The sequence below is a fragment of the Pseudomonas oryzihabitans genome, assembly GCF_014522265.1.
Classification (GTDB): Bacteria; Pseudomonadota; Gammaproteobacteria; order Pseudomonadales; family Pseudomonadaceae; genus Chryseomonas; species Chryseomonas aestiva.
On the sequence record NZ_CP017024.1, the window covers coordinates 2967775 to 2992192 of the forward strand.

At 65.7% G+C, this 24418-nt stretch carries 26 protein-coding genes; 16 read left to right on the top strand and 10 right to left on the bottom strand.

Annotated features, from left to right (window positions below):
- Nucleotides 1-3: 3 nt before the first annotated feature.
- From mreC to tldD, 7 genes are all read left to right on the top strand, one after another.
- Nucleotides 4-1149 carry a rod shape-determining protein MreC gene (gene mreC, locus BGI51_RS13685; RefSeq protein ID WP_252977297.1) on the top strand — a complete coding sequence of 382 codons (1146 nt, stop codon included), beginning with the start codon at nt 4-6 and terminating at the stop codon, nt 1147-1149.
- Nucleotides 1149-1637, top strand: a complete 489-nt coding sequence (mreD, locus tag BGI51_RS13690; protein ID WP_133859851.1) for a rod shape-determining protein MreD — start codon at nt 1149-1151, stop codon at nt 1635-1637. Before mreC ends, mreD begins: the two co-directional genes overlap by 1 nt.
- A 63-nt stretch (nt 1638-1700) precedes the next feature.
- Entirely contained in the window at nt 1701-2288 is a 588-nt protein-coding gene (locus BGI51_RS13695; RefSeq protein WP_187978679.1) for a Maf family protein, read from the top strand.
- A 76-nt stretch (nt 2289-2364) separates the two neighbouring features.
- A complete protein-coding gene (gene rng, locus BGI51_RS13700) occupies nt 2365-3819 on the top strand; it encodes a ribonuclease G (protein ID WP_187978680.1) in 1455 nt (484 codons plus the stop codon).
- 9 nt (nt 3820-3828) lie between these two features.
- Nucleotides 3829-7662, top strand: coding sequence for a YhdP family protein (locus BGI51_RS13705; RefSeq protein WP_187978681.1), 3834 nt, complete (start codon nt 3829-3831; stop codon nt 7660-7662).
- 58 nt (nt 7663-7720) lie between these two features.
- The gene (locus BGI51_RS13710; RefSeq protein WP_187978682.1) at nt 7721-8560 is read left to right on the top strand and encodes a carbon-nitrogen hydrolase family protein; all 840 of its coding nucleotides are present in this window, start codon (nt 7721-7723) and stop codon (nt 8558-8560) included.
- A gap of 111 nt (nt 8561-8671) precedes the next feature.
- Complete coding sequence (tldD, locus tag BGI51_RS13715; protein WP_158892217.1) at nt 8672-10117, top strand: metalloprotease TldD; 1446 nt, start codon at nt 8672-8674, stop codon at nt 10115-10117.
- 35 nt (nt 10118-10152) lie between these two features.
- On the opposite strand, the gene yjgA is transcribed toward tldD, so the two are convergent.
- Complete coding sequence (yjgA, locus tag BGI51_RS13720; RefSeq protein ID WP_133859845.1) at nt 10153-10677, bottom strand: ribosome biogenesis factor YjgA; 525 nt, start codon at nt 10675-10677, stop codon at nt 10153-10155.
- Between the two features lie 92 nt (nt 10678-10769).
- Here yjgA and pmbA point away from each other — a divergent pair, with 92 nt between their 5' ends.
- Complete coding sequence (gene pmbA, locus BGI51_RS13725) at nt 10770-12119, top strand: metalloprotease PmbA (RefSeq protein ID WP_187978683.1); 1350 nt, start codon at nt 10770-10772, stop codon at nt 12117-12119.
- Nucleotides 12120-12343: 224 nt separating this feature from the next.
- Nucleotides 12344-12958: a superoxide dismutase gene (locus tag BGI51_RS13730; RefSeq protein ID WP_133859843.1), complete on the top strand. Its 615-nt coding sequence runs from the start codon at nt 12344-12346 to the stop codon at nt 12956-12958.
- 67 nt (nt 12959-13025) lie between these two features.
- Here BGI51_RS13730 and BGI51_RS13735 read toward each other — a convergent pair whose 3' ends face one another.
- From BGI51_RS13735 to BGI51_RS13775, 9 genes are all read right to left on the bottom strand, one after another.
- Nucleotides 13026-13298, bottom strand: coding sequence for an HPr family phosphocarrier protein (locus tag BGI51_RS13735; RefSeq protein WP_133859842.1), 273 nt, complete (start codon nt 13296-13298; stop codon nt 13026-13028).
- Nucleotides 13299-13329: 31 nt separating this feature from the next.
- The gene (rapZ, locus tag BGI51_RS13740; protein WP_133859841.1) at nt 13330-14184 is read right to left on the bottom strand and encodes an RNase adapter RapZ; all 855 of its coding nucleotides are present in this window, start codon (nt 14182-14184) and stop codon (nt 13330-13332) included.
- A 1-nt stretch (nt 14185) separates the two neighbouring features.
- Nucleotides 14186-14650 (bottom strand): PTS IIA-like nitrogen regulatory protein PtsN, encoded by a 465-nt coding sequence (gene ptsN, locus BGI51_RS13745; RefSeq protein WP_133859840.1) that lies wholly within the window; start codon nt 14648-14650, stop codon nt 14186-14188.
- 18 nt (nt 14651-14668) lie between these two features.
- Nucleotides 14669-14977 (bottom strand): ribosome hibernation-promoting factor, HPF/YfiA family, encoded by a 309-nt coding sequence (gene hpf / locus BGI51_RS13750; protein ID WP_007159519.1) that lies wholly within the window; start codon nt 14975-14977, stop codon nt 14669-14671.
- A 91-nt stretch (nt 14978-15068) separates the two neighbouring features.
- Nucleotides 15069-16568 carry an RNA polymerase factor sigma-54 gene (locus BGI51_RS13755; RefSeq protein WP_133859839.1) on the bottom strand — a complete coding sequence of 500 codons (1500 nt, stop codon included), beginning with the start codon at nt 16566-16568 and terminating at the stop codon, nt 15069-15071.
- Nucleotides 16569-16670: 102 nt separating this feature from the next.
- Entirely contained in the window at nt 16671-17399 is a 729-nt protein-coding gene (lptB, locus tag BGI51_RS13760) for an LPS export ABC transporter ATP-binding protein (protein WP_017640054.1), read from the bottom strand.
- A complete protein-coding gene (lptA, locus tag BGI51_RS13765) occupies nt 17396-17938 on the bottom strand; it encodes a lipopolysaccharide transport periplasmic protein LptA (protein ID WP_007159516.1) in 543 nt (180 codons plus the stop codon). The genes lptB and lptA overlap by 4 nt, the downstream gene beginning before the upstream one ends.
- A complete protein-coding gene (gene lptC / locus BGI51_RS13770; protein WP_007159515.1) occupies nt 17925-18497 on the bottom strand; it encodes an LPS export ABC transporter periplasmic protein LptC in 573 nt (190 codons plus the stop codon). Before lptC ends, lptA begins: the two co-directional genes overlap by 14 nt.
- An 82-nt stretch (nt 18498-18579) precedes the next feature.
- Entirely contained in the window at nt 18580-19554 is a 975-nt protein-coding gene (locus tag BGI51_RS13775) for a KpsF/GutQ family sugar-phosphate isomerase (protein WP_187978684.1), read from the bottom strand.
- 204 nt (nt 19555-19758) lie between these two features.
- On the opposite strand from BGI51_RS13775, the gene BGI51_RS13780 reads away from it, so the two are divergent.
- From BGI51_RS13780 to murA, 7 genes are all read left to right on the top strand, one after another.
- Complete coding sequence (locus BGI51_RS13780; protein ID WP_187978685.1) at nt 19759-20568, top strand: ATP-binding cassette domain-containing protein; 810 nt, start codon at nt 19759-19761, stop codon at nt 20566-20568.
- Nucleotides 20568-21362, top strand: coding sequence for a lipid asymmetry maintenance ABC transporter permease subunit MlaE (mlaE, locus tag BGI51_RS13785; RefSeq protein ID WP_059314028.1), 795 nt, complete (start codon nt 20568-20570; stop codon nt 21360-21362). The genes BGI51_RS13780 and mlaE overlap by 1 nt, the downstream gene beginning before the upstream one ends.
- Complete coding sequence (gene mlaD, locus BGI51_RS13790; RefSeq protein ID WP_007159511.1) at nt 21362-21838, top strand: outer membrane lipid asymmetry maintenance protein MlaD; 477 nt, start codon at nt 21362-21364, stop codon at nt 21836-21838. Before mlaE ends, mlaD begins: the two co-directional genes overlap by 1 nt.
- A gap of 14 nt (nt 21839-21852) precedes the next feature.
- Nucleotides 21853-22503, top strand: a complete 651-nt coding sequence (locus BGI51_RS13795; RefSeq protein ID WP_187978686.1) for an MlaC/ttg2D family ABC transporter substrate-binding protein — start codon at nt 21853-21855, stop codon at nt 22501-22503.
- The gene (locus BGI51_RS13800) at nt 22500-22814 is read left to right on the top strand and encodes an STAS domain-containing protein (protein ID WP_187978687.1); all 315 of its coding nucleotides are present in this window, start codon (nt 22500-22502) and stop codon (nt 22812-22814) included. The genes BGI51_RS13795 and BGI51_RS13800 overlap by 4 nt, the downstream gene beginning before the upstream one ends.
- 73 nt (nt 22815-22887) lie before the next feature.
- Entirely contained in the window at nt 22888-23127 is a 240-nt protein-coding gene (locus BGI51_RS13805) for a BolA family protein (protein ID WP_007159508.1), read from the top strand.
- 22 nt (nt 23128-23149) lie between these two features.
- Nucleotides 23150-24415, top strand: a complete 1266-nt coding sequence (gene murA, locus BGI51_RS13810; protein ID WP_187978688.1) for a UDP-N-acetylglucosamine 1-carboxyvinyltransferase — start codon at nt 23150-23152, stop codon at nt 24413-24415.
- Nucleotides 24416-24418 lie beyond the last annotated feature (3 nt).

Below are 24418 nucleotides of genomic sequence, written 5' to 3' on the forward strand. Positions count from 1 at the left end.
CTGATCCTGGCCGCCCTTTCGGTGGGTGTCATGGTCACCGACGCGCGCTTCGACTACCTGAAACCGGTACGCAGCGAACTGGCGCTGGTCCTCTCGCCCCTCTATGAGGTGGCGGGTTTTCCCCTGCGCGCCTGGGAAGGCGTCAGCGACCAGTTTTCCAGCCGCACCGAACTGATGGCGGAAAACGAGCGGCTCAAGGCCGAGCAACTGCTGCTGCAGCGCCGTCTGCAGAAACTCGCCGCCCTCACCGAGCAGAACGTGCGCCTGCGCGAGCTGCTCAATTCCGCCGCTCTGGTGGACGACAAGGTGCTGGTCGGCGAACTGATCGGCGTCGACCCCAATCCTTATACTCACCGCATCATCATCGATAAGGGCGCGAAGGACGGCGTCTTCGTCGGCCAGCCGGTGCTCGACGCCAGCGGCCTGATGGGCCAGGTGGTGGAGGTGATGCCCTATTCGGCGCGGGTGCTGCTGCTCACCGACGTGACCCACAGCATTCCGGTGCAGGTCAATCGCAACGGCCTGCGCGCCATCGCCGTCGGCACCGGCAATCCCGAGCGGCTGGAACTGCGCTATGTGGCCGACACCGCCGACATCAAGGAAGGCGACCTGCTGGTGAGTTCCGGCCTGGGCCAGCGCTTCCCGGCGGGCTATCCGGTGGCCACCGTCTCCAAGGTGATCCACGACTCGGGGCAACCCTTCGCCGTGGTGCGCGCCATTCCCACCGCCAAGCTCAATCGCAGTCGTTACATGCTGCTGGTGTTCAGCGATACCCGCACACCCGAGCAGCGCGCCAACGACGCCGCCGAGGCCCAGGAGGCCGCCGATCGCCACGCGGCCCAGCGCCCGGCCGCGCCGGCGAATCCGCCGCCGGCGGCCGCCAATGTCACGCCGGCGCCCGGCACCGGTAGTCGCAGCGCGACGCCGGCCAAGCCGCCCGCGGGCCAGGGCAGCAGCTCGGCCCATCCCGCCACGCCGACCAAGCCACCCGCGAACGCGAGCGGCAGCGCGGCGCATCCGGCGACACCGGCCAAGCCGCCGGCGCAGGGCGCGACCGCCACGCCGAGCCATCCGGCCGCTAACGCCGCTCAACCGCAGCGCCGGGTCCAGCAACCCGCGCCGGAACTGCCGGACGAGGGTGATCGTTGATGGCTTTGCGCATCGGCCACAACGGGTGGGTGATCTGGCTCACCCTGTTGGTCGGGTTGCTGCTGTCCGTCGTGCCCATGCCCGAGTTCATGGAGATCGGCCGGCCGCTGTGGCTGGCGATGCTGCTGACCTTCTGGACCCTGACCCTGCCGCACCGTGTCGGCCTGTTCACCGCCTGGACGATGGGCATCGCCGAAGACGTGCTCTACGGCAACCTGCTGGGCCAGACCGCCCTGGTGCTGAGCCTGGTGGTCTTTCTGGTGCGCTCCCTGGCGCAGCGACTGCGGGCCTTTCCCATCTGGCAGCAGAGCTTCGTGCTGCTGGTGGTCTACGGCATCGCCCAATTGCTGGCGCTGTGGCTCAACGCCCTGGCCGGCAGCCGGCCACCGACCCTGGTGTTTCTCACCCCCTCGCTGGTCAGCGCGCTGCTCTGGCCGTGGATCTACCTGCTGCTCCGCGGGCTGCGCCTCAGATTCGGCGTCAACTAAGCTGGTTTCACCTGCAACAGGCTGGCATTCTCCCGTCATCCCCCCGCCGTCTGGTTGTTGTCGATGTCCCAGCTCTACCTCGCCTCCGCTTCGCCCCGCCGCGCCGAACTGCTCGAACAGATCGGCGTGGCCTTCCAGAAGGTCGTCGCAACGGTGGACGAAACCCCGCATCCGGGGGAGGCGGCGGACGCCTATGTCGAACGCCTGGCGCGGGCCAAGGCAGCCATGGGCCGACAGGTGCTGGGCGGTGCCTCCGCCGGCTGCGTGCTGGGCGCCGATACCTGTGTGGTGCTCGATGACCAGCTGCTCGGCAAACCCCGGGATCGCGCCGACGCCCTGGCCATGCTCGCCGCTCTCAGCGGACGCCGGCACCGGGTGGTGACCGGCGTCGCCGTCGCCGATGGCGAGCGCTGCCTGAGTCGCGTGGTGTCCGCCGAGGTGGAATTCCGCCCCCTGGCGCCCGGCGAGGCCGAACGCTACTGGGACACCGGCGAGCCGGCCGACAAGGCCGGCAGCTACGCCATCCAGGGCGCCGGCGCGGTCTTCGTGCGCGGCCTGACGGGTAGTTACAGCGCCGTGGTAGGGCTGCCGCTGTGCGAGACCGCGGAACTGCTGAGCGCTTTCGCCATCCCTTGTTGGCGGTCTGTCTGACGGCCGAATATCCCGTGCTGAGGCGCCTGGCGCCACGGTCCCCTTTCTGCCCTTCCACGTTGTCCAAGAGTCCTCCATGAGCGAAGAGATCCTCATCAACATCACTCCCATGGAGTCCCGTGTCGCCGTCGTGGAAAACGGTGTGCTGCAGGAGGTGCACGTCGAGCGCACCCTGAGACGCGGCATCGTCGGCAACATCTATCGCGGGCGGGTGGTGCGGGTGCTGCCGGGCATGCAGGCGGCCTTCATCGACATCGGCCTGGCGCGGGCGGCCTTCATCCATGCCGCCGAGATCTCCCAGCGCGAGGGTGCGGCGGTGGAAAGCATCAACGCCCTGGTACGCGAGGGCCAGACGCTGGTGGTGCAGGTCACCAAGGATCCCATAGGCACCAAGGGCGCCCGCCTCACCACCCACCTGTCGATTCCCTCGCGCTACCTGGTCTACATGCCGCGTACCTCCCACGTCGGCATCTCGCTGAAGATCGAGGACGAAGCCGAGCGCGAGCGGCTCAAGGCGATCATGGCGCGCTGCGTGGAGAGCGAGGGCATCGAGCACGAGGGCGGCTTCATCCTGCGCACCGCCGCCGAGGCGGCGCGCGAAGAAGACATCCTCGCCGACATCCGCTACCTGCGACGGCTCTGGCAGCAGATTTCCGGCAACCTCCAGGGACCGACGCCGGTGCCCATCTACGAAGACCTGACCCTGGCCCTGCGCGCCCTGCGCGATCTGGTCGGGACGCGCACGGAAAAGATCCGCGTCGACAGTCGCGAGAATTTCCAGCGCATCGGCCAGTTCGTCGAGGAGCTGATGCCTGAGGTGGCGACGCGGCTGGAGCACTATCCGGGCGAGCGGCCGATCTTCGACCTCTATGGCGTGGAAGACGAGATCCAGAAGGCCCTGGAGCGCAAGGTGCTGCTCAAGTCCGGTGGCTATCTGGTGATCGACCCCACCGAGGCCATGACCACCATCGATGTCAACACCGGCGCCTTCGTCGGCCATCGCAATCTGGAAGAGACCATCTTCAAGACCAATCTGGAGGCGGCCACCGCCATCGCCCGCCAGCTGCGGCTGCGCAATCTCGGCGGCATCATCATCATCGACTTCATCGACATGGAAGACGAAGAGCACCAGCGCCAGGTGATCCGTACCCTGGAAAAGCAGCTCGAACGCGACCATGCCAAGACCAACATCATCGGCATCACCGAACTGGGCCTCTTGCAGATGACCCGCAAGCGCACCCGCGAGAGCCTGTCCCAGGTGCTCTGCGAGCCCTGCGCCAACTGCCAGGGGCGCGGCATCCTGCGCACCGCCGAGACCATCTGCTACGAGATCTTCCGCGAGATCCTGCGCGAGGCGCGGGCCTACCAGGCCAATTCCTACCTGGTGCTGGCCAACCAGAAGGTGGTGGATCGGCTGCTGGACGAGGAATCGGGCAACGTCGCCGATCTCGAGGCCTTTATCGGCCGCACCGTCAAATTCCAGGTCGAGACCATGTATTCCCAGGAGCAGTACGATGTCGTGCTGCTCTAGGTCCGGGTCTTGATATCCCTGCTCAAACGCGGCGCGCTGGGTCTGGCGCTGCTGGTGCTCGTCCTGTTGACGCTCTACCTCGGCCTGGGGCGGTTGCTCATGCCCTGGGTCGGCGAATACCGCAACGAAGTCGAGTCGCGCGCTGCGGCGGCGCTCGGCGAGCCGGTGCGCCTGGGCCGACTCGAAGGACGCTGGGCCCGCTGGAATCCGGTGCTGATCCTGCGCGATCTGTCTCTGGGACGCGGCGAGGGCATGGTGCAGCTGGATCATCTCCAGGTGGTGCCGGATGTCTTCGGCAGCCTCTGGCATCGCCAACTGCGACTCAAGTCCGTGCAGGTTGATGGCGTCCATCTGGTCCTGCAGGAGGACGCCCAAGGGCACTGGCAATTGCGCGGCCTGCCGCCGCGAGCGCCGGATGCCAAGCCCTTCGATCCGGGTCCGCTGCTCGATGGCCTGGCGCGTCTGGGGCATGCCAGTCTGCTGGACAGCCAGCTCAGCCTGATTCCCCAGCAGGGTTCGCCGGTAACCCTGAGGTACGCCGAGGCCAGTCTGTCCAGGCAGCTCAGTGGCGCCTTGGAACTGGCGACCCGTTTCCGGCTGCCCGACGGTGGCACGGTAGCGGCGCACTTCACCGCCATGCCGCGTCCCGAAGACTGGCGTGCCAGCACCGTCGAAGGCTATCTCAGCCTGCCCGCCAGCGATTGGTCCCGCTGGGTGCCGGCGGCCCTGACCCGGCAGTGGCAACTGCGGCGTGTCCAGGCGGCAGGCGAGCTCTGGTTCGCCTGGGCCGAAGGTCGACTGGAGCGCTCCCACCTGCGGCTGAAGGCGGATGAATTGACGCTCGCCTACGCCGATCATCCGCCGGTGCGCCTGCAGGCCCTGACCCTGGACGCCGACCAGCAGGCCGGCGACGCCAGCCAGTACCGTGGGGCCCTGGCGCTTAAGGCCCAGCTCGACGGCAAGCCGCTGGAGGCCCGCTATGGCCTGGGCTATGACAGCACCGCCCAGCACCTGCAGGTGCGCGGCGACCAGCTGGATCTCAGGCAGGCCGCCAGGCTGGCGCGGGACCTGGCGCCCCTGCCGGCACCGGTTGCCCAGGCGCTCCAGGCCCTGGCGCCCCATGGCCAGCTGCGCAACCTCAATGCCGACTTCTATCCGCAGAAGCCGCTGCGCGAGCGCCTTTCCTATGCAGCCAACCTGGATCGCGTGGGCTTTGCCGCCTATCACGGTGCCCCGTCCGCCGAGGGCGTCACCGGCAGCCTGAGCGGTAGCCTGGGCGGTGGCGAATTGCGTCTGGATACCACCGACTTCATGCTGCACCTGAGCGATCTCTTTCCCGAACCCTGGCGCTATCGCACCGCCAGGGCGCGGCTGACCTGGAGTCTCGACGACCAGCGCTTCACCCTGGGCAGTGCCCTGATGCAGGTCACCGGCCCGGAAGGCGCTGCCAGTGGCGACATGCATATCCAGCTCGGCTTGCATCCCGAGGTGGACAGCTACATGGACCTGCGCGTCGGCCTCAAGGATGGCGACGCCAGCTACACCCGCAAGTACCTGCCGACCAAACTGCCGGCCACGGATTTCAGCCCGGAGCTGGCCCAGTGGCTGAGCACCGCCATCGTCGGCGGCCGCATCGACGAAGGCATCTACCAGTACCAGGGATCGCTGCGCCACGGCTCGCCGGCGCACTCGCGCACCATGAGTCTGTTCTTCCGGGTGCACGACGCCCAGTTGGCCTATCAGCCTGGCTGGCCCGCCCTGCGCGAGGCGCGCGGCGATGTCTTCATCGAAAGCGATGGGGTCAAGGTGCAGGTCCCCGAAGGACGCATCCTCGACACCCGGGTCAGGGACGTCGAGGCGCGCATTCCGCTGCTGCACGATGGCAGCGCGCCGCACCTGCGGCTCAGCGCGCGACTCGACAGCAGCGTGCGCGATGGACTGAAGATCCTCCAGGAAACGCCGCTGCCGACCGCCAAGGTCTTTGCCGGCTGGAAGGGCGAGGGCGCGCTCGCCAACAGCAGCCTGAACCTGGACATCCCCCTGGCCAAGGGGCAGCCACCGGTGGTGGTGGTCGAGCTGACGCCGGACAAGGCGCGCCTGGAACTGGCCGATCCCCCGCTGACCCTCACCGAGCTGCGCGGCACCTTCCGCTACGACACCCGCAGCGGCCTCAGTGCCCCCGACATCCAGGCGCGGGTCTTCGACCAGCCCATTCGCGGTCAGGCGCTGGCCGAGGGCAAACCCGACGATCCGCGCACCCGGCTGGTGGTGGACGGCCGGGTCGACGTCGACCAGCTGGCGCGCTGGCTGGGCAGCGAAGGACGACCCATCCCGGCGCGTGGCCTGCTCGGCTATCGCCTCGGCCTGACCCTGGCCGAGCACAGCGAACTGGCGGTCACCTCGGATCTGCGCGGGGTGGCCATCGATCTGCCGGCGCCCTTCGGCAAGAATGCCGACGAGGCACGTGACGGCTTCTTCAGCCTGGCGCTCAACGACGGCGAGCGGCGGGTGGAGGCGACCTACAAGGGCCTCGCCGATGCCGTGCTGCTGCTCGATCCCAAGGCCATCGCCAAGGGCCGCGGCGAGATCGTGCTGGGCGGCGGCACCGCCAATCTGCCCACCGCCGCCGGCTACGACCTGCGCGGGCAACTGGCGGAATTCGACCTGGCTGCCTGGCAGGACATCTACCAGCGCTATGGCAAGGCGGGGAGCGGCGGCAGTGCAGGGCAGGGCGGTGGCAACACCCTGGATGTCTCCAGCCTCGGGCGGGGCGATCTCAACTTCGGGCGCTTCCTGGCCTTCGGGCAACAGATCGACAACCTGCGCCTCACCTATGAACCCCAGGGCAGTGCCTGGCAACTCGGCCTGGCCAGCCAGACCATCGCCGGCCAGGTGCGCATCCCGCGCCAGACCGGCCAGCCGATCGACATCAACCTGCAGCACCTGCGCATCCCCCAGACGCCGGCGGACCCCTCGGTGGAAAGCGAGGCGCCGCGCCCCGATCCGCTGGCCGACGTCGATCCGCGCAGCCTGCCGGCGCTGAATCTGGTCATCGATCGCCTGGAGCTGGGCGGCCGTCTGGTGGGTGCCCAGCGCCTGCAGCTCAGGCCTTCGCCCTCAGGCGCCAACTTCAACGCCCTGGATCTCGACCTGCGGGGCCTCAAGGTGCAGGGCGCGCTGCGCTGGGAAGGTGCGCCGGGCGCGACCCACAGCTACTACCAGGGCCGCCTCGCCGGCGGCAATATCGCCGATATCCTGCTGGGCTGGAATTTCGCCTCCAGCGTCACCAGTCGCGATTTCCGCCTGGATGCCCGGGTCGACTGGCCCGGCTCGCCAGCCTATGTCGCCCTGGCCCGCCTCAATGGCAGCCTCGATGCCCGCTTCAATGACGGCCAGTTGCGCCAGGTGGAAGGCACGGCCTCGGCGCTGCGCATCTTCGGTCTGCTCAATTTCGAATCCATCCGCCGCCGCCTGCGGCTGGATTTCTCCGATCTGTTCGGCAAGGGCCTGAGCTACGACAGCATCACCGGGGTGCTCGACGCCCAGCAGGGGGCCTTCCGCACCCGCAAGCCCATCAGCCTCAGCGGGCCGGGTGCCGAGATGAGTCTGCAGGGCCTGCTGGACATGGCCAGCAACCGGGTCGATGCCAACCTCAAGGTGGGGCTGCCGGTCAGCAACTCCCTGCCGCTGGCCGCGCTGATCGCCGGGGCACCGGCCATCGGTGGCGCGCTGTTCATCGTCGATCGACTGATCGGCGATCGCATCACGCGCATGGCCAGCATCAACTACCACATCGAAGGCCCCTGGCAGAATCCGACCATGACCACGGGCAAGCGCGATTGAGCATTGCCCTGCGGCCGCACCGCTGCTTAGGATGGACGCTCCCTTCTGGAGTGCCTGCATGTCCATAGCCATCCTGCAGATGGTCAGCGGCCCCGCGGTGGCGGCCAATCTGCGCGCCGCCGAGCGACTGCTCGAACGCGCTGCCGGAGCGGGCGCGCGCCTGGCGGTGCTGCCGGAAAACTTCGTCGCCATCGGCCATCCGGCCCCCGCCGAGCTGGCGCGGGCCGAGGCGCTGGGGCAGGGCGAGATCCTGCCCTGGCTCTCCAGTCGGGCGCGCGAACTGGGGCTCTGGTTGCTCGCCGGTACCCTGCCGCTGCTGCCCGACGGTGCCACCGAGGGCAAGCCGTGTGCCTGTTCGCTGCTGTTCGACGACCAAGGTCGCCGCGTCGCCCGCTATGACAAGCTGCACCTCTTCGATGCCGACGTCAGCGACAGCCAGGGCAGCTATCGGGAATCCGACCACTATGCCGCCGGTGAGACCCTCACGGTGGTGGATACCCCGGTCGGCCGCCTGGGCCTGAGCGTCTGCTACGACCTGCGCTTTCCCGAACTCTACAGCGCCCTGCGCGCTGCCGGTGCGGAGCTGATCAGTGCCCCCTCGGCCTTTACCGTGCCCACCGGCCAGGCCCATTGGGAGCTGCTGCTGCGCGCCCGGGCGGTGGAGACCCACAGCTACCTGCTGGGCGCTGCCCAGGGCGGTGTCCACGCCAATGGCCGCACGACTTGGGGCCACGCCATGGCCGTGGATCCCTGGGGCGAGGTGCTTGCCGTCCAGGCCAGCGGCGAGGCCGTGCTGCTCATCGAGCGCGATGCCGAGCGCCAGGCCCAATTGCGCCAGCGAATGCCCGTCACCCAGCACCGCCGCTTCCTGCCGGCGCGCCTGGCCGAACGGCAATGACGGCCATTGGTCTTTTGCATCAGGGCCCCGAGACTTCCGCGAGTAGGCTAGAGGCCAGGTCGCGACCCTTTCATCGTTCCGACGCCCCTGGTGGCGTCGTCTGGAGTTTCCATGAGTGATTACCTGAATAGCGTCGGCTCGGCCCTGCTGGGCCCCGGCGGACTCGCGGTGGACGATCTGCAACCCGTGCTGCAGCGTCTGGCCGGACCCGGCATCGACGCCGCCGACCTGTATTTCCAGAGCATCGTCTCTGAGTCCTGGCTGCTGGAAGACGGCATCGTCAAGGAAGGCGGCTTCCACCTCGACCAGGGCGTCGGGGTGCGGGCGCTGTCCGGCGAGAAGACCGGTTTCGCCTACAGCAACGCCATTACCGGCGAGGCCCTGGATCTGGCCGCCCAGGCCGCGCGTTCCATCTCCCGCAGCGGTGCCGAAGGCCAGGTCCAGGCGTTTCGCGCGGTGGAGCCGGCGCAGCGGCTCTATGGCCAGGACAATCCCCTCGAAGTGCTGGATCGCGCCACCAAGGTCACCTTCCTGAAGCAGCTGGACGAGGCGACCCGCGCCCTGGATCCGCGCATCCAGCAGGTCACCATCAGCCTGGCCGGGGTCTGGGAGCGCACCCTGGTGGCCGCGGTCGACGGCACCCTCGCTGCCGACGTACGCCCGCTGGTCCGCCTGGGCGTCAGTGTCATCGTCGAGCAGAACGGCCGCCGCGAGCGCGGCAACAGCGGCGGCGGCGGTCGCTGCGACTACCGCTATTTCCAGCGTGACGACCGCGCCCTGGGCTATGCCCGCGAAGCGGTGCGCCAGGCGCTGGTCAATCTCGAAGCCACCGCGGCCCCGGCGGGCACCCTGCCGGTGGTGCTGGGGGCCGGCTGGTCCGGCGTGCTGCTGCACGAGGCGGTCGGCCATGGCCTGGAAGGCGACTTCAACCGCAAGGGCAGCTCCAACTACAGCGGCCAGCTCGGTCGCCAGGTGGCGTCCTCGCTGTGCACCATCGTCGACGACGGTACCCTGCCGGATCGTCGCGGCTCCCTGTCCATCGACGACGAGGGCACGCCCAGCGGCTACAACGTGCTGATCGAGAACGGCATCCTCAAGGGCTACATGCAGGACAAGCTCAACGCCCGGCTGATGGGCGTGGCGCCCACCGGCAACGGTCGCCGCGAATCCTATGCGCACCTGCCCATGCCGCGCATGACCAACACCTACATGCTGGCCGGCCAGAGCGATCCGGCCGAGATCATCGCCTCGGTGGAGAAGGGCATCTATTGCGCCAGCCTGGGCGGCGGTCAGGTGGACATCACCAGCGGCAAGTTCGTCTTCACCACCAACGAGGCCTATCTGATCGAGAACGGCAAGCTCGGTCGCCCGGTGAAGGGCGCCACCCTGATCGGCAACGGCCCCGAGGTCATGAATCGGGTGTCCATGGTCGGCAACGACCTGGCGCTGGATGCGGGGGTAGGGACCTGCGGCAAGGACGGCCAGTCACTGCCGGTGGGCGTGGGTCAGCCGACCCTGAAGATCGATGCCATCACCGTGGGCGGCACCGGCGCCTGATGCAGGCGCCGGCCGTGGCCATCGCGGACAGGGACCTAGCGCAGACCGCGCTGGCTCTCGTCGAGGGTGCGGATGTACTTGAACACCTTGCGCGCCGCCGCGGGCGGCTTGTTGTGCGCGGCCTCGTGCTGGGCATGCCGCACCAGCCCGCGCAGATGCTGGCGGTCGGTTTCCGGATAGAGCGCCACGAAGGCTTCCAGGGCCTGGTCGCCCTCGGCGATCAGGCGGTCGCGCCAGCGCTCCAGGGCGTGGAAGCGCTCGTTGTACTGCCGCGTCGAGGTGTCCATCTGGTCGGCCAGGGCCAGGATGGCTTCCAGGTCCTGGTCGCGCATCAGCTTGCCCAGGTACTGGACATGCCTTTTGCGCGCGATGTGCGTCTTGTGCTTGGGCGCCTCGGCCAGGGCCTTGCGCAACGGATCGGTCAGCGGAAGGCGGTCCAGCTGCTCGGCCGGCAGACCGGCCAGGCGTTCGCCCAGATCCTGCAGCGCATGCAGCTCGCGCTTGACCTGTGTCTTGCTCTTTTCGCCCAGCGGCGCGTCGTCGTCGTAAGAATCAACCATGAACTATGGGGTCCAGCTAAGAATGGGCGCCATCATAACGAGTTGCCGCACGGTTGTCCGGCCTGGCCGGCGCCGTCCGTAAGGAGAACGTCATGAATCGCAACGCCGCCGTGGGTCCCGCTGCGCTCCCCGAATTGCGCGAACAGGTCGAGGCCATCCTGGCCGAGGCCCGGCGCCAGGGCGCCAGTGCCGGTGAAGTGGCCGTATCGGTCGACCAGGGCCTGTCCACCTCGGTCCGCAAGGGCGAGGTGGAAACGGTCGAATTCAATCGCGACCAGGGCTTTGGCATCACCCTCTATGCCGGTCAGCGCAAGGGCTCGGCCAGTACCTCCGCCACCGGTCCCGAGGCGATCCGCGAAACCGTGGCTGCGGCCCTGGCCATCGCCAAGCACACCTCCGAGGATCCCTGTGCGGGCCTGGCCGACGCCGAGCTGATGGCGCGCGGCGAGTTGCCCGATCTCGATCTCTATCATCCCTGGGACATCACCCCCGAGCAGGCCATCGAGCAGGCCCTGGCCTGTGAGGCGGCGGCCTATGCCGCCGACAGTCGCATCGGCAACGCCGACGGCACCACCCTCAATACCCACCAGGGCTGTCGGGTGTACGGCAACAGCCACGGCTTCGTCGGCGGCTATGCCAGCACCCGCCACAGCCTGAGCTGCGTGATGATCGCCGGCAGTGGCGAGGCCATGCAGCGCGACTACTACTACGACGTCAACCGGATCGGCAGCGAGTTGATGAGTGCCGAGGAAATCGGCCGCCGCGCCGCCGAGCGCGCCGTGAGCCGCCTGGGCGCGCGGCCGGTGCCCACCGCCAAGGTCCCGGTGCTGTTTTCCCCGGAAATGGCGGCCGGTCTGTTCGGCACCTTTCTCGCCGCCATCTCCGGCGGCAACCTCTATCGCAAGTCGTCCTTCCTCGAAGGCGCCCTGGGCCAGCAGGTGTTTCCCGACTGGCTGACCCTGGACGAGCGGCCGCACCTGCCGCGCGCCCTGGGCAGTGCCGCCTTCGACGGCGAGGGCCTGGCCACCTACGCCAAGCCCTTCGTCGAGAATGGCCGCCTGGTCTCCTATGTGCTCGGCAGCTATTCCGCACGCAAGCTGGGCATGCAGAGCACGGCCAATGCCGGCGGCGTGCACAACCTCCATGTCAGCCACGGCTCGGCGGGCCAGGCCGAACTGATCCGGCAGATGGGCACCGGCTTCCTGGTCACGGAAATGATGGGGCAGGGCACCAACCTGGTCACCGGCGACTATTCCCGTGGCGCGGGCGGCTTCTGGGTCGAGAATGGCGAGATCCAGTTTCCGGTCCAGGAGGTCACCATCGCCGGGCGGCTGGGCGACATGTTCCGCCAGATCCTGGCGGTGGGCAGCGACGTGGAACGCCGCGGCAGTCTGCGCACCGGCTCGGTGTTGATCGATGGCATGACCCTGGCGGGCAGCTAGTGCAGGTCACCGCAGACGTCGTGGAAAGGAAAATCCTGTCGAACGGGAGACAGCCCACCCCGTTACTCGTTAGTATCCTAGCAATGCACTAGGACATAGCCGTGCGGTCGAATCTGCTGACCGGACGGCCCAGGCTTCAGACGGTGCGCCGTGGCGCACCAGCCGTACACCCCATCGCCCAAGGGCAATGGGTCCTTACCAAAGCCACCATGGAGACAATCCGCATGCCGCATACTCTGCCTCAGCTGCCCTACGCCTACGACGCGCTGGAACCGCACGTCGATGCCCAGACCATGGAAATCCACCATACCAAGCATCACCAGACCTACATCAACAACCTGAACGCGGCGCTGGAAGGCACCGAGTTCGCCAACCTGTCGGCCGAAGACGTGGTTCGCCAGCTGGACAAGCTGCCCCAGGACAAGCGCGGCGCCGTGCAGAACAACGGTGGCGGCCATGCCAACCACAGCCTGTTCTGGACCGTGATGGCCCCCAACGCCGGTGGCAAGCCCGAAGGCGCCCTGGCCGAAGCCATCGAGTCCCAGCTGGGCGGCTTCGATGCCTTCAAGGAAGCCTTCACCAAGGCTGCCCTGACCCGCTTCGGCAGTGGCTGGGCCTGGCTGAGCGTCACCCCCGAGAAGAAGCTGGTGGTCGAGAGCACCGGTAACCAGGACAGCCCGCTGATGACCGGCAACACCCCGATCCTCGGCCTGGACGTCTGGGAGCACGCCTACTACCTGCGCTACCAGAACCGCCGTCCCGAGTACATCGGCGCCTTCTTCAACGTCATCAACTGGCCGGAAGTGACCCGTCGCTACGAAGCGGCGCTGAACGCCTGAGTCGACGCCCAATAAAAAAGCCGCCCTCGGGCGGCTTTTTTATTGGGCGATGCTGGAGGAGGGCCGATCACTCACCTTCGTCGAAGTAGTTGTTGATCAGCTCGACCAGGGCGCGCATGGCCTCGTCGCTCTGTTCACCCTCGGTTTCCAGTTGCAGCACCGTGCCCTTGCCAGCGGCCAGCATCATGACCGCCATGATGCTCTTGCCATCCACGGGCGGCTCGCCACTGCGGCCGACACGAATGCTGGCAGGATAGCGGCCGGCCACGCCGACGAACTTGGCAGCCGCACGGGCGTGCAGGCCCAGCTTGTTGATGATGGTGATCTGTTGGGCAGGCATTGAGTCTGTCCTTGTCGAAACAAAACGGGCGTCAGAGATCGCGGTGACGAATCTGGACGTTCTTGAGCAGGTCTTTGAGTTCGCGACCCAGGCGATCGGCCAGATAGACCGAACGGTGGTGACCACCGGTACAGCCAATGGCCACGGTCACATAGGACCTGTTGTTGGCGGCAAAACGCGGCAGCCACTTCACCAGGTAATCGCGGATGTCATTGTACAGGGTCTCTACCTCGGGCTGTTGCTCGAGATAGTCGCGTACCGGCGCATCCAGTCCGGAAAAGTCGCGCAGGTCCGGTTTCCAGTAGGGATTGGGCAGGAAGCGCACATCGAACACCATGTCCGCGTCCACCGGCAGCCCGCGCTTGAAGCCAAAGGATTCCACCAGGTAGGCGGTACCGGGCTCCGGCGCGTTCAGCAGGCGCAACTTGAGGATGTCACGCAGCTGATAGAGATTCAGGTGGGTGGTGTCGATCTTCAGGTCGGACAGGTCGGCGATGGGCGACAGCAGCACCTGCTCGTCATGGATAGCTTCGGCCAGGGACCTTTCCTGGTTCGACAGCGGATGCCGGCGGCGCGTCTCGGAAAAGCGCTTGAGCAGCGCCTGGTCATCGGCATCCAAGTAGAGGACGTCGCAGCGGATGTTGCGACTGCGCACCTGTTCGAGCAATTCGGGAAAGCGTTGCAACTGACTGGGCAGGTTGCGCGCATCGATGGACAGGGCGACCTTGGGCTGGGGGCGCTCCATGTCGGTCAGCGCATGCTGGGCCAGATCGGGCAGCAGACTGGCCGGCAGGTTGTCGATGCAATAGAAGCCATTGTCCTCAAGCACGTTGAGCGCCGTACTCTTGCCCGACCCGGAACGTCCGCTCACGATGATGAGGTGCATGTCAGTGTCCGCTCTGGGCCTCGACGACGATCTGATAGAGCGCCTGGCTATCCCTGGCCTTGCGCAGCCGCTCGCGGATGTCGGCGCGATCAAGGATGCCGGCGATCTGGCGCAGCAGGGTGAGGTGCTGCTCGGTGGCGGCTTCCGGGACCAGCAGGACGAACACCAGGTCTACCGGAGCGCCGTCCAGGGAATCGAAGTCCACCGGTTGCTGCAGGTGGAAGAGCACGCACAGCGGTTGTTGCAGACCCGCCAGGCGGCAGTGGGGAATGGCAATGCCATTGCCGAAACCGGTCGAGCCCAGGCGCTCGCGCGCCATCAGGCATTCATGGATGTGCGCCGCGTCGTGGCCGGGCAGTTCCTGCGCGGCCAGTTCGGCAATGCGCTCCAGTACAGCGGCTTTGCTGCCACCCGGCGCACCCGTCTGGGTGCGGCCGGGGGTCAGGATGTTTTCGAGTCTGATCATAAAGCGGCGATCGAAACCTCAGCGGACGCCGACGCCCTGCTGGCGTTCGATCGATTTTTCCTTGTGTTTAATCAATTGGCGGTCGAGCTTGTCGGCCAGGAGATCGATGGCGGCATACATGTCGTCGTGCTCGGCATTGGCAACCACCGCGGCGCCGGCGACGTGCAGGGTGGCTTCGGCTTTCTGCTTGAGCTTGTCCACTTCCAGGATGACCTGGACGTTGGTGATACGGTCGAAGTGCCGTTCGAGGCGGGCGAGTTTCTCGCCGATGTAGTCACGCAGGGCTTCTGTCACTTCAAGCTGATGGCCACTGATGTTGACTTGCATACCGCTTCTCCTTATTGCCGGGCTGCGATCGGCGAAGCTGCTCGCCGACATGACAAGGATCGAACGAAGCACGGTCACACATCAGGACGCGTCAGATGAGACGCTTGCGTTCGCTGGACGGAGCGATACCCAGGGATTCCCGATACTTAGCCACCGTGCGACGAGCGACTTGTATACCTTGCGATTCCAGTAAACCAGCGATCTTGCTGTCACTCAACGGCTTTTTCGCGTTTTCCGCCGCCACCAATTTCTTGATGATCGCGCGGATCGCGGTGGAGGAGCATTCGCCCCCCTCGGCGGTGCTGACGTGGCTGGAGAAGAAATACTTGAGTTCGTAGATGCCACGCGGGGTGTGCATGAACTTCTGGGTGGTCACCCGGGAGATGGTCGACTCATGCATGCCTACCGCCTCGGCGATGTCATGCAGGACCAGCGGCTTCATCGCCTCTTCGCCGTATTCGAGAAAACCGCGCTGGTGCTCGACGATCTGGGTCGCCACCTTCATCAGGGTCTCGTTGCGGCTCTGCAGGCTCTTGATGAACCAGCGCGCTTCCTGCAGCTGGTTGCGCATGTAGGTGTTGTCGGCGCTGCTGTCGGCGCGCTTGACGAAGCCGGCGTACTGGGGATTGACCCGCAGACGCGGCACGGCTTCCTGATTGAGCTCCACCAGCCAGCGCTCGTTGTGCTTGCGGACGATGACGTCCGGCACCACGTATTCGGCTTCGCCGGATTCGATCTGCGAGCCGGGGCGCGGATGCAGGGTCTGGATCAGTTCGATGACGGGCTTGAGCTCGTCTTCCTTGATCTTCATGCGCCGCATCAGCTGCGCATAGTCGCGGCTGCCGAGCAGATCGAGATAGTCACTGACCAGGCGCCTGGCCTCGCCGAGCAGGGGGAGATTGGCCGGTAGCTGGGCCAGCTGGATCAGCAGGCATTCGCGCAGATTGCGGGCGGCGACGCCGGCCGGCTCGAATTGCTGGACGCGTCTGAGCACCACCTCGACTTCATCGAGATCGACTTCCAGCTCGGGATCCAGCGAGGCATGGATGTCTTCGAGGCTTTCCTGCAGATAGCCGTCGGTGTCGATGCCGTCGATGATCGCCACGGCGATCAGGCGATCGAGATCCGACATGGGCGCCAGGTTGAGTTGCCAGAGCAGGTGGGTCTGCAGGCTCTCGCCCGCCGAGGTGCGGGTGGTGAAGTCCCACTCGTCGTCGTCATTGCTGGGCAGGCTGCTGGCGCTGGTCTGGTAGATGTCTTCCCAGGCGGTATCGACCGGCAGCTCGCTGTCGCTGGGAATACGCTCGCTCCATTCGGAGTCGTCGGCCATCTCGTTGACGGCGACCGAGGTTTCCTTGAAGGTGGTTTCCAGGTTGCCCGCGCCCGAGCTCTCATCGCCTTCGCTCGAGGCTTCGCTCTGGTCGAAGTCTTCACCTTCTTCCTGGCGTTCCAGCATCGGATTGGATTCCAGGGCTTCCTGGATTTCCTGCTGCAAGTCGAGCGTCGAGAGCTGAAGCAGACGTATGGCTTGTTGCAGCTGCGGCGTCATCGTCAGCTGCTGGCCCATCTTGAGGACTAGCGATGGTTTCATGGCTGCGGAAATACACCTTGTCTACCGACGCGAACAGCGCCACCGAACCTCGCGAACCCTGCGAGCGTTAGCAAATTATATGCCTTGTTTCCCCGGGTTTGCCTAGAGGCGGAATTCGTGGCCCAGATAGACTTCCTTGACCAGATCGTTGGCGAGGACTTCCTCGGCGGTACCCTCGGCGATGAGCTGGCCGTCGTTGACGATGTAGGCCGTTTCGCAGATGGTCAGGGTTTCCCGGACATTGTGGTCGGTGATGAGCACACCGATGCCCTTGGCCTTGAGGTGGCGAATGATCTGCTTGATGTCGCCCACCGAGATGGGGTCCACGCCGGCGAAGGGTTCGTCCAGCAGGATGAACTTGGGTGCGGTGGCCAGGGCGCGAGCGATCTCGACGCGACGTCTTTCGCCACCCGACAGGCTCATGCCGCGATTGTCGCGGATATGGGTGATGTGGAATTCCTGCAGCAGGCTTTCCAGTTCGCGCAGGCGACCGGCCTTGTCCAGATCCTTGCGGGTTTCCAGGATGCCGAGGATGTTGTCGGCCACAGTCAGCTTGCGAAAGATCGAGGCTTCCTGCGGCAGGTAGCCGATCCCGGCGCGGGCCCGGCCATGCATGGGCAGGGCGGTGACATCCTGATCGTCGATCAGCACGCGACCCTGATCGGCCTTGACCAGGCCGACGATCATGTAGAAACAGGTGGTCTTGCCGGCGCCGTTCGGACCGAGCAGGCCGACGATCTGACCGCTGTCGATGCTGACGCTGACGTCGCGAACGACCTGACGACCCTTGTAGCTCTTGGCCAGATGCTGGGCTTTGAGCGTGACCGTCATTGTCCCTGCCCCGACTGCTGCTGATCCTTGGGCTGGATGACCATGTCGATGCGCGGCCGCGGCGTGGTGACCTTGCTGCCGTTGGCGCGCCCGGCGTTGACGATCTGGCGCTGGGTGTCGTAGACGATCTTCTCGCCTTCGAAGGTGTTGCCCTGTTGGACCACCTTGGCCTGATCGATCAGGATGATGCGATTTTCCTGGGCGAAATACTGGATCGTCAGACCATAGGCCTTGACGATGTCCTTGTCTGCCGAGGGCTTCTGCTCGTAGTAGGCCGGTTTGCCCACTGCGGTGGCGACCTTGATGTTGCCCTGATTGTCCTGGGTCAAGGTCACCGTGTTGCCGGTGATCTTCATGCTGCCCTGGGTGATGACCACGTCTCCGCGGTACACGGCCACGCCCTGCTTGTCGTCGAGCTCGGCGCTGTCGGCCTGCACGCGGATCGGCTGGGTGCGATCGGTCGGCAGGGCCCAAGCCGCGGCACTGCCAAAGGTGGCGCCGAGGGTGAACAGGAAGGGGAGGGTTTTAACGAACCTCATGCTGGCCTCTTACGTTGGACAGCAGGAGCATTCTGCCGTCTTCTAGATACGCTTTCATGCCATTGGCCGTGGTCACCCCATTGGCGGCCTCGATTCTAACGGCTTGCTCGGTTTGCGCATATTGTTTGTCAGGAAAGACGGTCATGCGGGTGGTGGTCAACACCACCGGGCGGCCTTTTTCATCGGTACGCTCGACACGCACGTCATCGATCAGCTCCGCCTGACTGCCACCGGGGGCGACCTCGGCGCGGGCACTGCGAATGTGCCAGGGATAGTCGGTGCCGCGAAAGGCCAGCATGTCGGGCCGGGTCACCAGGGTGACGTCGGTCGCCTTGACGTGTTCGCTGCGCTCCGCCTTGAGTTCGTACTGGATCTTGCCGTCCAGGCGATACTGGATCGTCCGGGTATTGAGGGCATAGCCGTCGATGGCGCTGTCTTGCGGGGTCGACGAGGCCGGAGCATCGACGAAGCGCTGCGGCAGGATGTTCCAGTAGCCGATCGCGATGAGCGCGGCGGCGATCAGGACCAACAGCACGGGGCGGCGCAAGCTGCGAAACATGAGGGTACCTGTGGTGGGCCGCACCAGGGGCGGCGGGTTGAACACGAGATTGCGGCGTATTAGTCGGGCAGTATAACCCGGCCTACAGCACCCCGGCGCGTAGCAGGTCACCCATGTTGAGGGCGCCGATCGGCCGGTGCTCGTCATCGATCACCACCAGCGCGTTGATCTTGTGCTCTTCCATGATCTTCAACGCCTCGGCGGCGAGTATCTGCGCCCTGGCGGTTCGACCGCCACGGGTCATCACGGTTGCGATCGCCGTGGTGCGCACGTCGATGCCGCGATCCAGGGCGCGACGCAGATCGCCGTCGGTGAAGATACCGGCCAGACGACCATCGGTGGCGAGCACGCTGGTCATGCCCAGCCCCTTGCGCGACATCTCCAGCAGGGCATCGGAGACCAGGGTGTCTTCGCTGACCTGCGGCAGGTCGGCGCCGGCATGCATGACGTTTTCCACCTTGAGCAGCAGGCGCCGACCCAGGGCGCCACCCGGATGGGAGAAGGCGAAATCCTCGGCGGTGAAGCCGCGGGCCTCGAGCAGGGCGATGGCCAGGGCGTCGCCCAGTACCAGGGCGACGGTGGTGGAGGAGGTGGGCGCCAGATTGAGCGGGCAGGCCTCAGTGGCCACGCTGGTATCCAGGTTGACGTCCGCGGCCTTGGCCAGCGGCGAGGCCGGATTGCCGGCAAAGCTGATCAGCGGGACGCCAAGGCGCTTGATCAGCGGCAGCAGGGTCAGGATCTCGCTGGAGGTGCCCGACTGGGAGATGGCGATGATGACGTCATCGCGGGTGATCATGCCCATGTCGCCATGGCTGGCTTCGGCCGGGTGTACGAAGAAGGCCGGACTGCCGGTGCTGGCCAGGGTCGCGGCGATCTTGTTGCCGACATGCCCGGATTTGCCCATGCCCAGGACCACGATGCGCCCACGGCAGGCGAGCAGGTGGCGACAGGCGGCGGCAAAGCTTTCGTCGATGCGTTCGCCCAGGGCGGCCACGGCCGCTCGCTCTACATCTATGGTGCGCTTGGCGGAAGCGATGAAATCTATTGAGTCGGGCATGGGTCAGAAGGCAGGTGACGGGACAATCGGAAATTATATGCGCAAAGCCGCGACACTCAGCAACGCCGCCCGCAGTTCAGGAGTCACATCGGCAACGAATGCTATAGTGCCGCCCTTTTGCCGGGGTCGCCGAACGCGAGAGCCGCGTGCCCTGAAGCGGCGGAGCGGCGTCTCCCTGCACAGAGTTGAACCTTAGGAGTCTCGATGACCGTCGATAGCCCGTACGCCGTGGAGCTAAAGGGCGTTTCCTTCAAGCGCGGCACGCGTCTCATCTACGACCGGGTCGATATCCGCATCCCGCGGGGCAAGGTCACCGGGATCATGGGACCGTCCGGCAGTGGCAAGACCACCCTGTTGCGCCTCATCGCTGCCCAGTTGCGACCGAGCAGTGGCGAGATCTGGGTCAATGGCGCCAACCTGCCGCAGTTGTCCCGGGGTGAGCTGTTCGACATGCGCCGGCAGATGGGCGTGCTGTTCCAGAGCGGCGCGCTGTTCACCGATCTCGATGTGTTCGAGAACGTGGCCTTTCCACTGCGCGTGCACACCAAGCTGCCCGAAGAGATGATCCGCGACATCGTCCTGCTCAAGCTGCAGGCGGTGGGCCTGCGCGGTGCCGTCGAGCTGATGCCGGACGAGCTGTCCGGCGGCATGAAGCGTCGGGTCGCCCTGGCGCGGGCCATCGCCCTGGATCCGCAGATCCTCATGTACGACGAGCCCTTCGTCGGCCAGGACCCCATTGCCATGGGCGTGCTGGTACGGCTCATCCGCCTGCTCAACCAGGCGCTCGGACTGACCAGCATCGTGGTCTCCCACGACCTGGCCGAGACGGCCAGCATCGCCGACTACCTCTATGTGGTCGGCGATACCAAGGTGCTGGGGCAGGGCACGCCGAAGGAGCTGCGCGAATCGCCCGATCCGCGGGTTCGCCAGTTCATGCAGGGCATCCCCGATGGCCCGGTACCCTTCCACTACGCCGCGCCTGATCTGCGCGATGCCTTGCTGGGGAAACACTGATGCGTAAGGTCTCCGCCGTGGAGCGGATTCGTCGGCTGGGCAAGGCCGGGCTGGACGTCGTGGCGGCCATTGGCCGCTCGGTCATCGTCCTGCTCCTGGCAGTGTTCGGTCGCGGTGGCGTGGGCAGCGGCCTGCAGCTGCTGGGCAAGCAACTCTATTCCGTGGGCGTGATGTCACTGCCCATCATCGTGGTGTCGGGCTTCTTCATCGGCATGGTGATCGCCCTGCAGGGCTACAACATCTTGGTCAAGTACGGCTCCGAGCAGGCGGTAGGGCAGATGGTCGCCCTCACGCTGCTGCGCGAGCTGGGCCCGGTGGTGACGGCCTTGCTGTTCGCCGGTCGGGCCGGTTCCGCGCTGACCGCCGAGATCGGCAACATGAAATCCACCGAGCAGCTGTCCAGCCTGGAAATGATCGGCGTGGATCCGCTCAAGTACATCGTCGCGCCGCGTTTCTGGGCCGGCTTCATTTCCATGCCCTTGCTGGCCGCCATGTTCAATGTGGTGGGTATCTGGGGCGCGGCCATGGTCGCTATCGACTGGCTCGGCGTTTACGACGGCTCCTTCTGGGCCACCATGCAGAACAGCGTGATGCTCAGTGACGTGCTCAATGGCGTGATCAAGAGCCTGGTGTTCGCCTTCGTGGTGACCTGGGTCGCCGTCTTCCAGGGGTATGACTGCGAGCCGACCTCCGAAGGCATCGGTCGCGCCACCACCCGTACCGTCGTCTATGCGTCGCTTGCCGTGCTCGGCCTCGACTTCATTCTTACCGCCCTGATGTTTGGAGATCTCTGATGCAAACCCGCACCCAGGAAATCGGTGTCGGACTCTTCCTGCTGGCCGGCGTGCTCGCATTGCTGCTGCTGGCGCTGCGGGTAAGCGGTCTGACGATGAGCGACCATCACGATACCTACAAGGTCTATGCCTACTTCGACAACATCGCCGGTCTCACCGTGAGATCGCGGGTGACCATGTCGGGCGTGACCATCGGCAAGGTCACCGCCATCGATCTCGACCGCAACAGCTACCGGGGTCGGGTCACCATGCAGATCGACAAGCAGGTGGACAATCTGCCGACCGACTCCATCGCCTCGATCCTGACTGCCGGCCTGCTCGGCGAGAAATACATCGGCATCAGCGTGGGCGGGGACGAACAGGTGCTCAAGGAAGGCTCGACCATTCGAGATACACAATCCTCCCTGGTTCTCGAAGACCTGATCGGCAAATTCCTGCTCAATTCGGTCAATAAAGACTCTTCCGCCAATAAATGATGAGAGGCTTCTCCATGCTCAAGCTACTTCGTCACGGAGTGATCGCGATCCTGGCCCTGCTGCCCCTGGTGTCCCAGGCGGCACCCTCGGCCCACGACGTGATCCAGCAGACCACCAGCACGCTGCTCAGCGATCTCGAGGCCAATCGCGACAAGTATCGCAGCAGTCCGGAAGCCTTCTACGAGTCGCTCAACAACATCCTCGGCCCGGTGGTGGATGCCGAAGGCATCTCGCGCAGCATCATGACCGTGCGCTATAGCCGCAGCGCCTCGCCCGAGCAGATGACGCGCTTCCAGGAAAACTTCAAGCGCAGCCTGATGCAGTTCTATGGCAACGCGCTGCTGGAGTACAACAACCAGGGTATCCGGGTACTGCCCGAAGGTCCGTCCGATGGTCCCGATCGCACCAGCGTGGGCATGGAGGTCAAGGGCAACAACGGCGCCGTCTACCCGGTGCAGTACAGCATGGTCAAGCAGGGCAATGACTGGAAGGTGCGCAATGTCATCATCAATGGTCTGAATCTCGGCAAGCTGTTCCGCGACCAGTTCGCCCAGGCGATGCAGGAAAACGGCAACGACCTGGACAAGACCATCAACAACTGGGCGGGCACCGTGGCCAAGGCCAAGGATTCTCCCGAGGCCCAGAAGGCCAAGGTCGGTTCGTGAGTCGCGCCGCCATCACCCGCGAGGGCGCCCGGCTGCAGCTGTCGGGCGTACTCGATCACGCCAGTGTGCCGTCCCTGCGCGAGCAAGGTCGTACCCTGATCGCCCAGGGCAGCGGTCCGCTGGTGCTGGACTGCGCTGGCGTTGAACATTCCAACAGCGCCGGCCTGGCGCTGTTGCTGGCCTGGTTGCGCGATGCCCAGGCCGCAGGGTGCTCGCTGACCATCGCTGGCCTGCCCTCCGAGTTGCGGCAGATCGCCGAGGTCTCGGATGCCCTCGAACTGCTGCCCCTGGCGGACGACGCTCACGGGTAACGGTCATCGCAGTCGCCGTACAGCCGGTTTTTTTGTATGATCGCCGGCTGTACTAGATTGCCGAGGTGCCGCCATGCAGGCCCAAGAAGTCAAAAGCCTCCTTGAGGCAAAACTGGCCGATACCCAGGTCGAAGTGGAAGGCGAGGGCTGCAATTTCCAGCTCTACCTGATCAGCGACGAGCTCCAGGCACTCAGCCCGGTCAAGCGTCAGCAGCAGGTCTACTCCCATCTCCAGCCGCAGATCGCCGATGGCAGCATCCATGCTGTCACCATGAAATTCTTCACCCGTGCTGCCTGGGCCGAACGCGCCTGATTCGCAGCGCCGAGAACTCGCTATGGACAAACTGATCATTACCGGCGGCAACTGCCTGAACGGTGAAATTCGCATTTCCGGGGCCAAGAACTCCGCCCTGCCGATCCTCGCCGCGACCCTGCTCGCCGACACCCCGGTGACCATCGCCAACCTGCCGCACCTGCACGACATCACCACCATGATCGAGCTGTTCGGCCGAATGGGCGTCCAGCCGGTGATCGGTGAAAAGCTCAATGTCGAGGTGGATGCGTCCAGCATCAAGACCCTGGTCGCGCCCTATGAACTGGTCAAGACCATGCGCGCCTCGATCCTGGTGCTGGGTCCGATGGTCGCGCGCTTCGGCGAAGCGGAAGTCGCCCTGCCCGGCGGTTGCGCCATCGGCTCGCGTCCGGTCGATCTGCACCTGCGCGGCCTGGAGGCCATGGGTGCCAAGATCACCGTCGAAGGCGGCTACATCAAGGCCAAGGCGCCGGCCGGTGGCCTGCGTGGTGCCCACTACTATTTCGATACCGTCAGCGTGACCGGTACCGAGAACGTGCTGATGGCCGCCACCCTGGCCAAGGGTCGCAGCGTCATCCAGAACGCCGCTCGCGAGCCCGAGGTCGTCGATCTGGCCAACTGCCTGATCGCCATGGGTGCCAACATCCAGGGCGCCGGTACCGACACCATCACCGTGGAAGGCGTCGAGCGCCTGGGCGGCGCCACCTATTCGGTGCTGCCGGACCGCATTGAGACCGGCAGCTACCTGGTCGCCGCCGCTGCCACCCGCGGTCGCGTCAAGCTCAAGGACACCGATCCGACCATCCTCGAGGCCGTGCTGGCCAAGCTGGAAGAGGCCGGTGCCCACATCTCGACCGGCAGCAACTGGATCGAGCTGGACATGAAGGGCAATCGCCCCCGCGCGGTCAACATCCGCACGGCGCCCTACCCGGCGTTCCCCACCGACATGCAGGCCCAGTTCATCTCCATGAACGCCGTCGCCGAAGGCACCGGTACCGTGGTCGAGACCATCTTCGAGAACCGCTTCATGCACGTTCACGAGATGGTGCGCATGGGCGCCAACATCGCCATCGAAGGCAATGCCGCCATCGTCACCGGCGTCCAGCGCCTCAAGGCCGCCCCGGTCATGGCGACCGACCTGCGCGCCTCGGCGAGCCTGGTCATCGCGGCCCTGGTGGCCGAAGGCGATACCCTGATCGATCGCATCTACCACATCGACCGCGGCTACGAATGCATCGAGGAGAAATTCCAGCTGCTCGGTGCCAAGATCCGTCGTACGCCCAAGTAAGGA

Coding starts and splice junctions, on each gene's coding strand:
- mreD (WP_133859851.1), top strand. CDS start 1,149: ATGGCTTTGCGCATCGGCCACAACGGGTGGGTGATCTGGCTCACCCTG.
- BGI51_RS13695 (WP_187978679.1), top strand. CDS start 1,701: ATGTCCCAGCTCTACCTCGCCTCCGCTTCGCCCCGCCGCGCCGAACTG.
- rng (WP_187978680.1), top strand. CDS start 2,365: ATGAGCGAAGAGATCCTCATCAACATCACTCCCATGGAGTCCCGTGTC.
- BGI51_RS13710 (WP_187978682.1), top strand. CDS start 7,721: ATGTCCATAGCCATCCTGCAGATGGTCAGCGGCCCCGCGGTGGCGGCC.
- tldD (WP_158892217.1), top strand. CDS start 8,672: ATGAGTGATTACCTGAATAGCGTCGGCTCGGCCCTGCTGGGCCCCGGC.
- yjgA (WP_133859845.1), bottom strand. CDS start 10,677: ATGGTTGATTCTTACGACGACGACGCGCCGCTGGGCGAAAAGAGCAAG.
- pmbA (WP_187978683.1), top strand. CDS start 10,770: ATGAATCGCAACGCCGCCGTGGGTCCCGCTGCGCTCCCCGAATTGCGC.
- BGI51_RS13730 (WP_133859843.1), top strand. CDS start 12,344: ATGCCGCATACTCTGCCTCAGCTGCCCTACGCCTACGACGCGCTGGAA.
- BGI51_RS13735 (WP_133859842.1), bottom strand. CDS start 13,298: ATGCCTGCCCAACAGATCACCATCATCAACAAGCTGGGCCTGCACGCC.
- rapZ (WP_133859841.1), bottom strand. CDS start 14,184: ATGCACCTCATCATCGTGAGCGGACGTTCCGGGTCGGGCAAGAGTACG.
- ptsN (WP_133859840.1), bottom strand. CDS start 14,650: ATGATCAGACTCGAAAACATCCTGACCCCCGGCCGCACCCAGACGGGT.
- hpf (WP_007159519.1), bottom strand. CDS start 14,977: ATGCAAGTCAACATCAGTGGCCATCAGCTTGAAGTGACAGAAGCCCTG.
- BGI51_RS13755 (WP_133859839.1), bottom strand. CDS start 16,568: ATGAAACCATCGCTAGTCCTCAAGATGGGCCAGCAGCTGACGATGACG.
- lptB (WP_017640054.1), bottom strand. CDS start 17,399: ATGACGGTCACGCTCAAAGCCCAGCATCTGGCCAAGAGCTACAAGGGT.
- lptA (WP_007159516.1), bottom strand. CDS start 17,938: ATGAGGTTCGTTAAAACCCTCCCCTTCCTGTTCACCCTCGGCGCCACC.
- lptC (WP_007159515.1), bottom strand. CDS start 18,497: ATGTTTCGCAGCTTGCGCCGCCCCGTGCTGTTGGTCCTGATCGCCGCC.
- BGI51_RS13775 (WP_187978684.1), bottom strand. CDS start 19,554: ATGCCCGACTCAATAGATTTCATCGCTTCCGCCAAGCGCACCATAGAT.
- BGI51_RS13780 (WP_187978685.1), top strand. CDS start 19,759: ATGACCGTCGATAGCCCGTACGCCGTGGAGCTAAAGGGCGTTTCCTTC.
- mlaE (WP_059314028.1), top strand. CDS start 20,568: ATGCGTAAGGTCTCCGCCGTGGAGCGGATTCGTCGGCTGGGCAAGGCC.
- mlaD (WP_007159511.1), top strand. CDS start 21,362: ATGCAAACCCGCACCCAGGAAATCGGTGTCGGACTCTTCCTGCTGGCC.
- BGI51_RS13795 (WP_187978686.1), top strand. CDS start 21,853: ATGCTCAAGCTACTTCGTCACGGAGTGATCGCGATCCTGGCCCTGCTG.
- BGI51_RS13805 (WP_007159508.1), top strand. CDS start 22,888: ATGCAGGCCCAAGAAGTCAAAAGCCTCCTTGAGGCAAAACTGGCCGAT.
- murA (WP_187978688.1), top strand. CDS start 23,150: ATGGACAAACTGATCATTACCGGCGGCAACTGCCTGAACGGTGAAATT.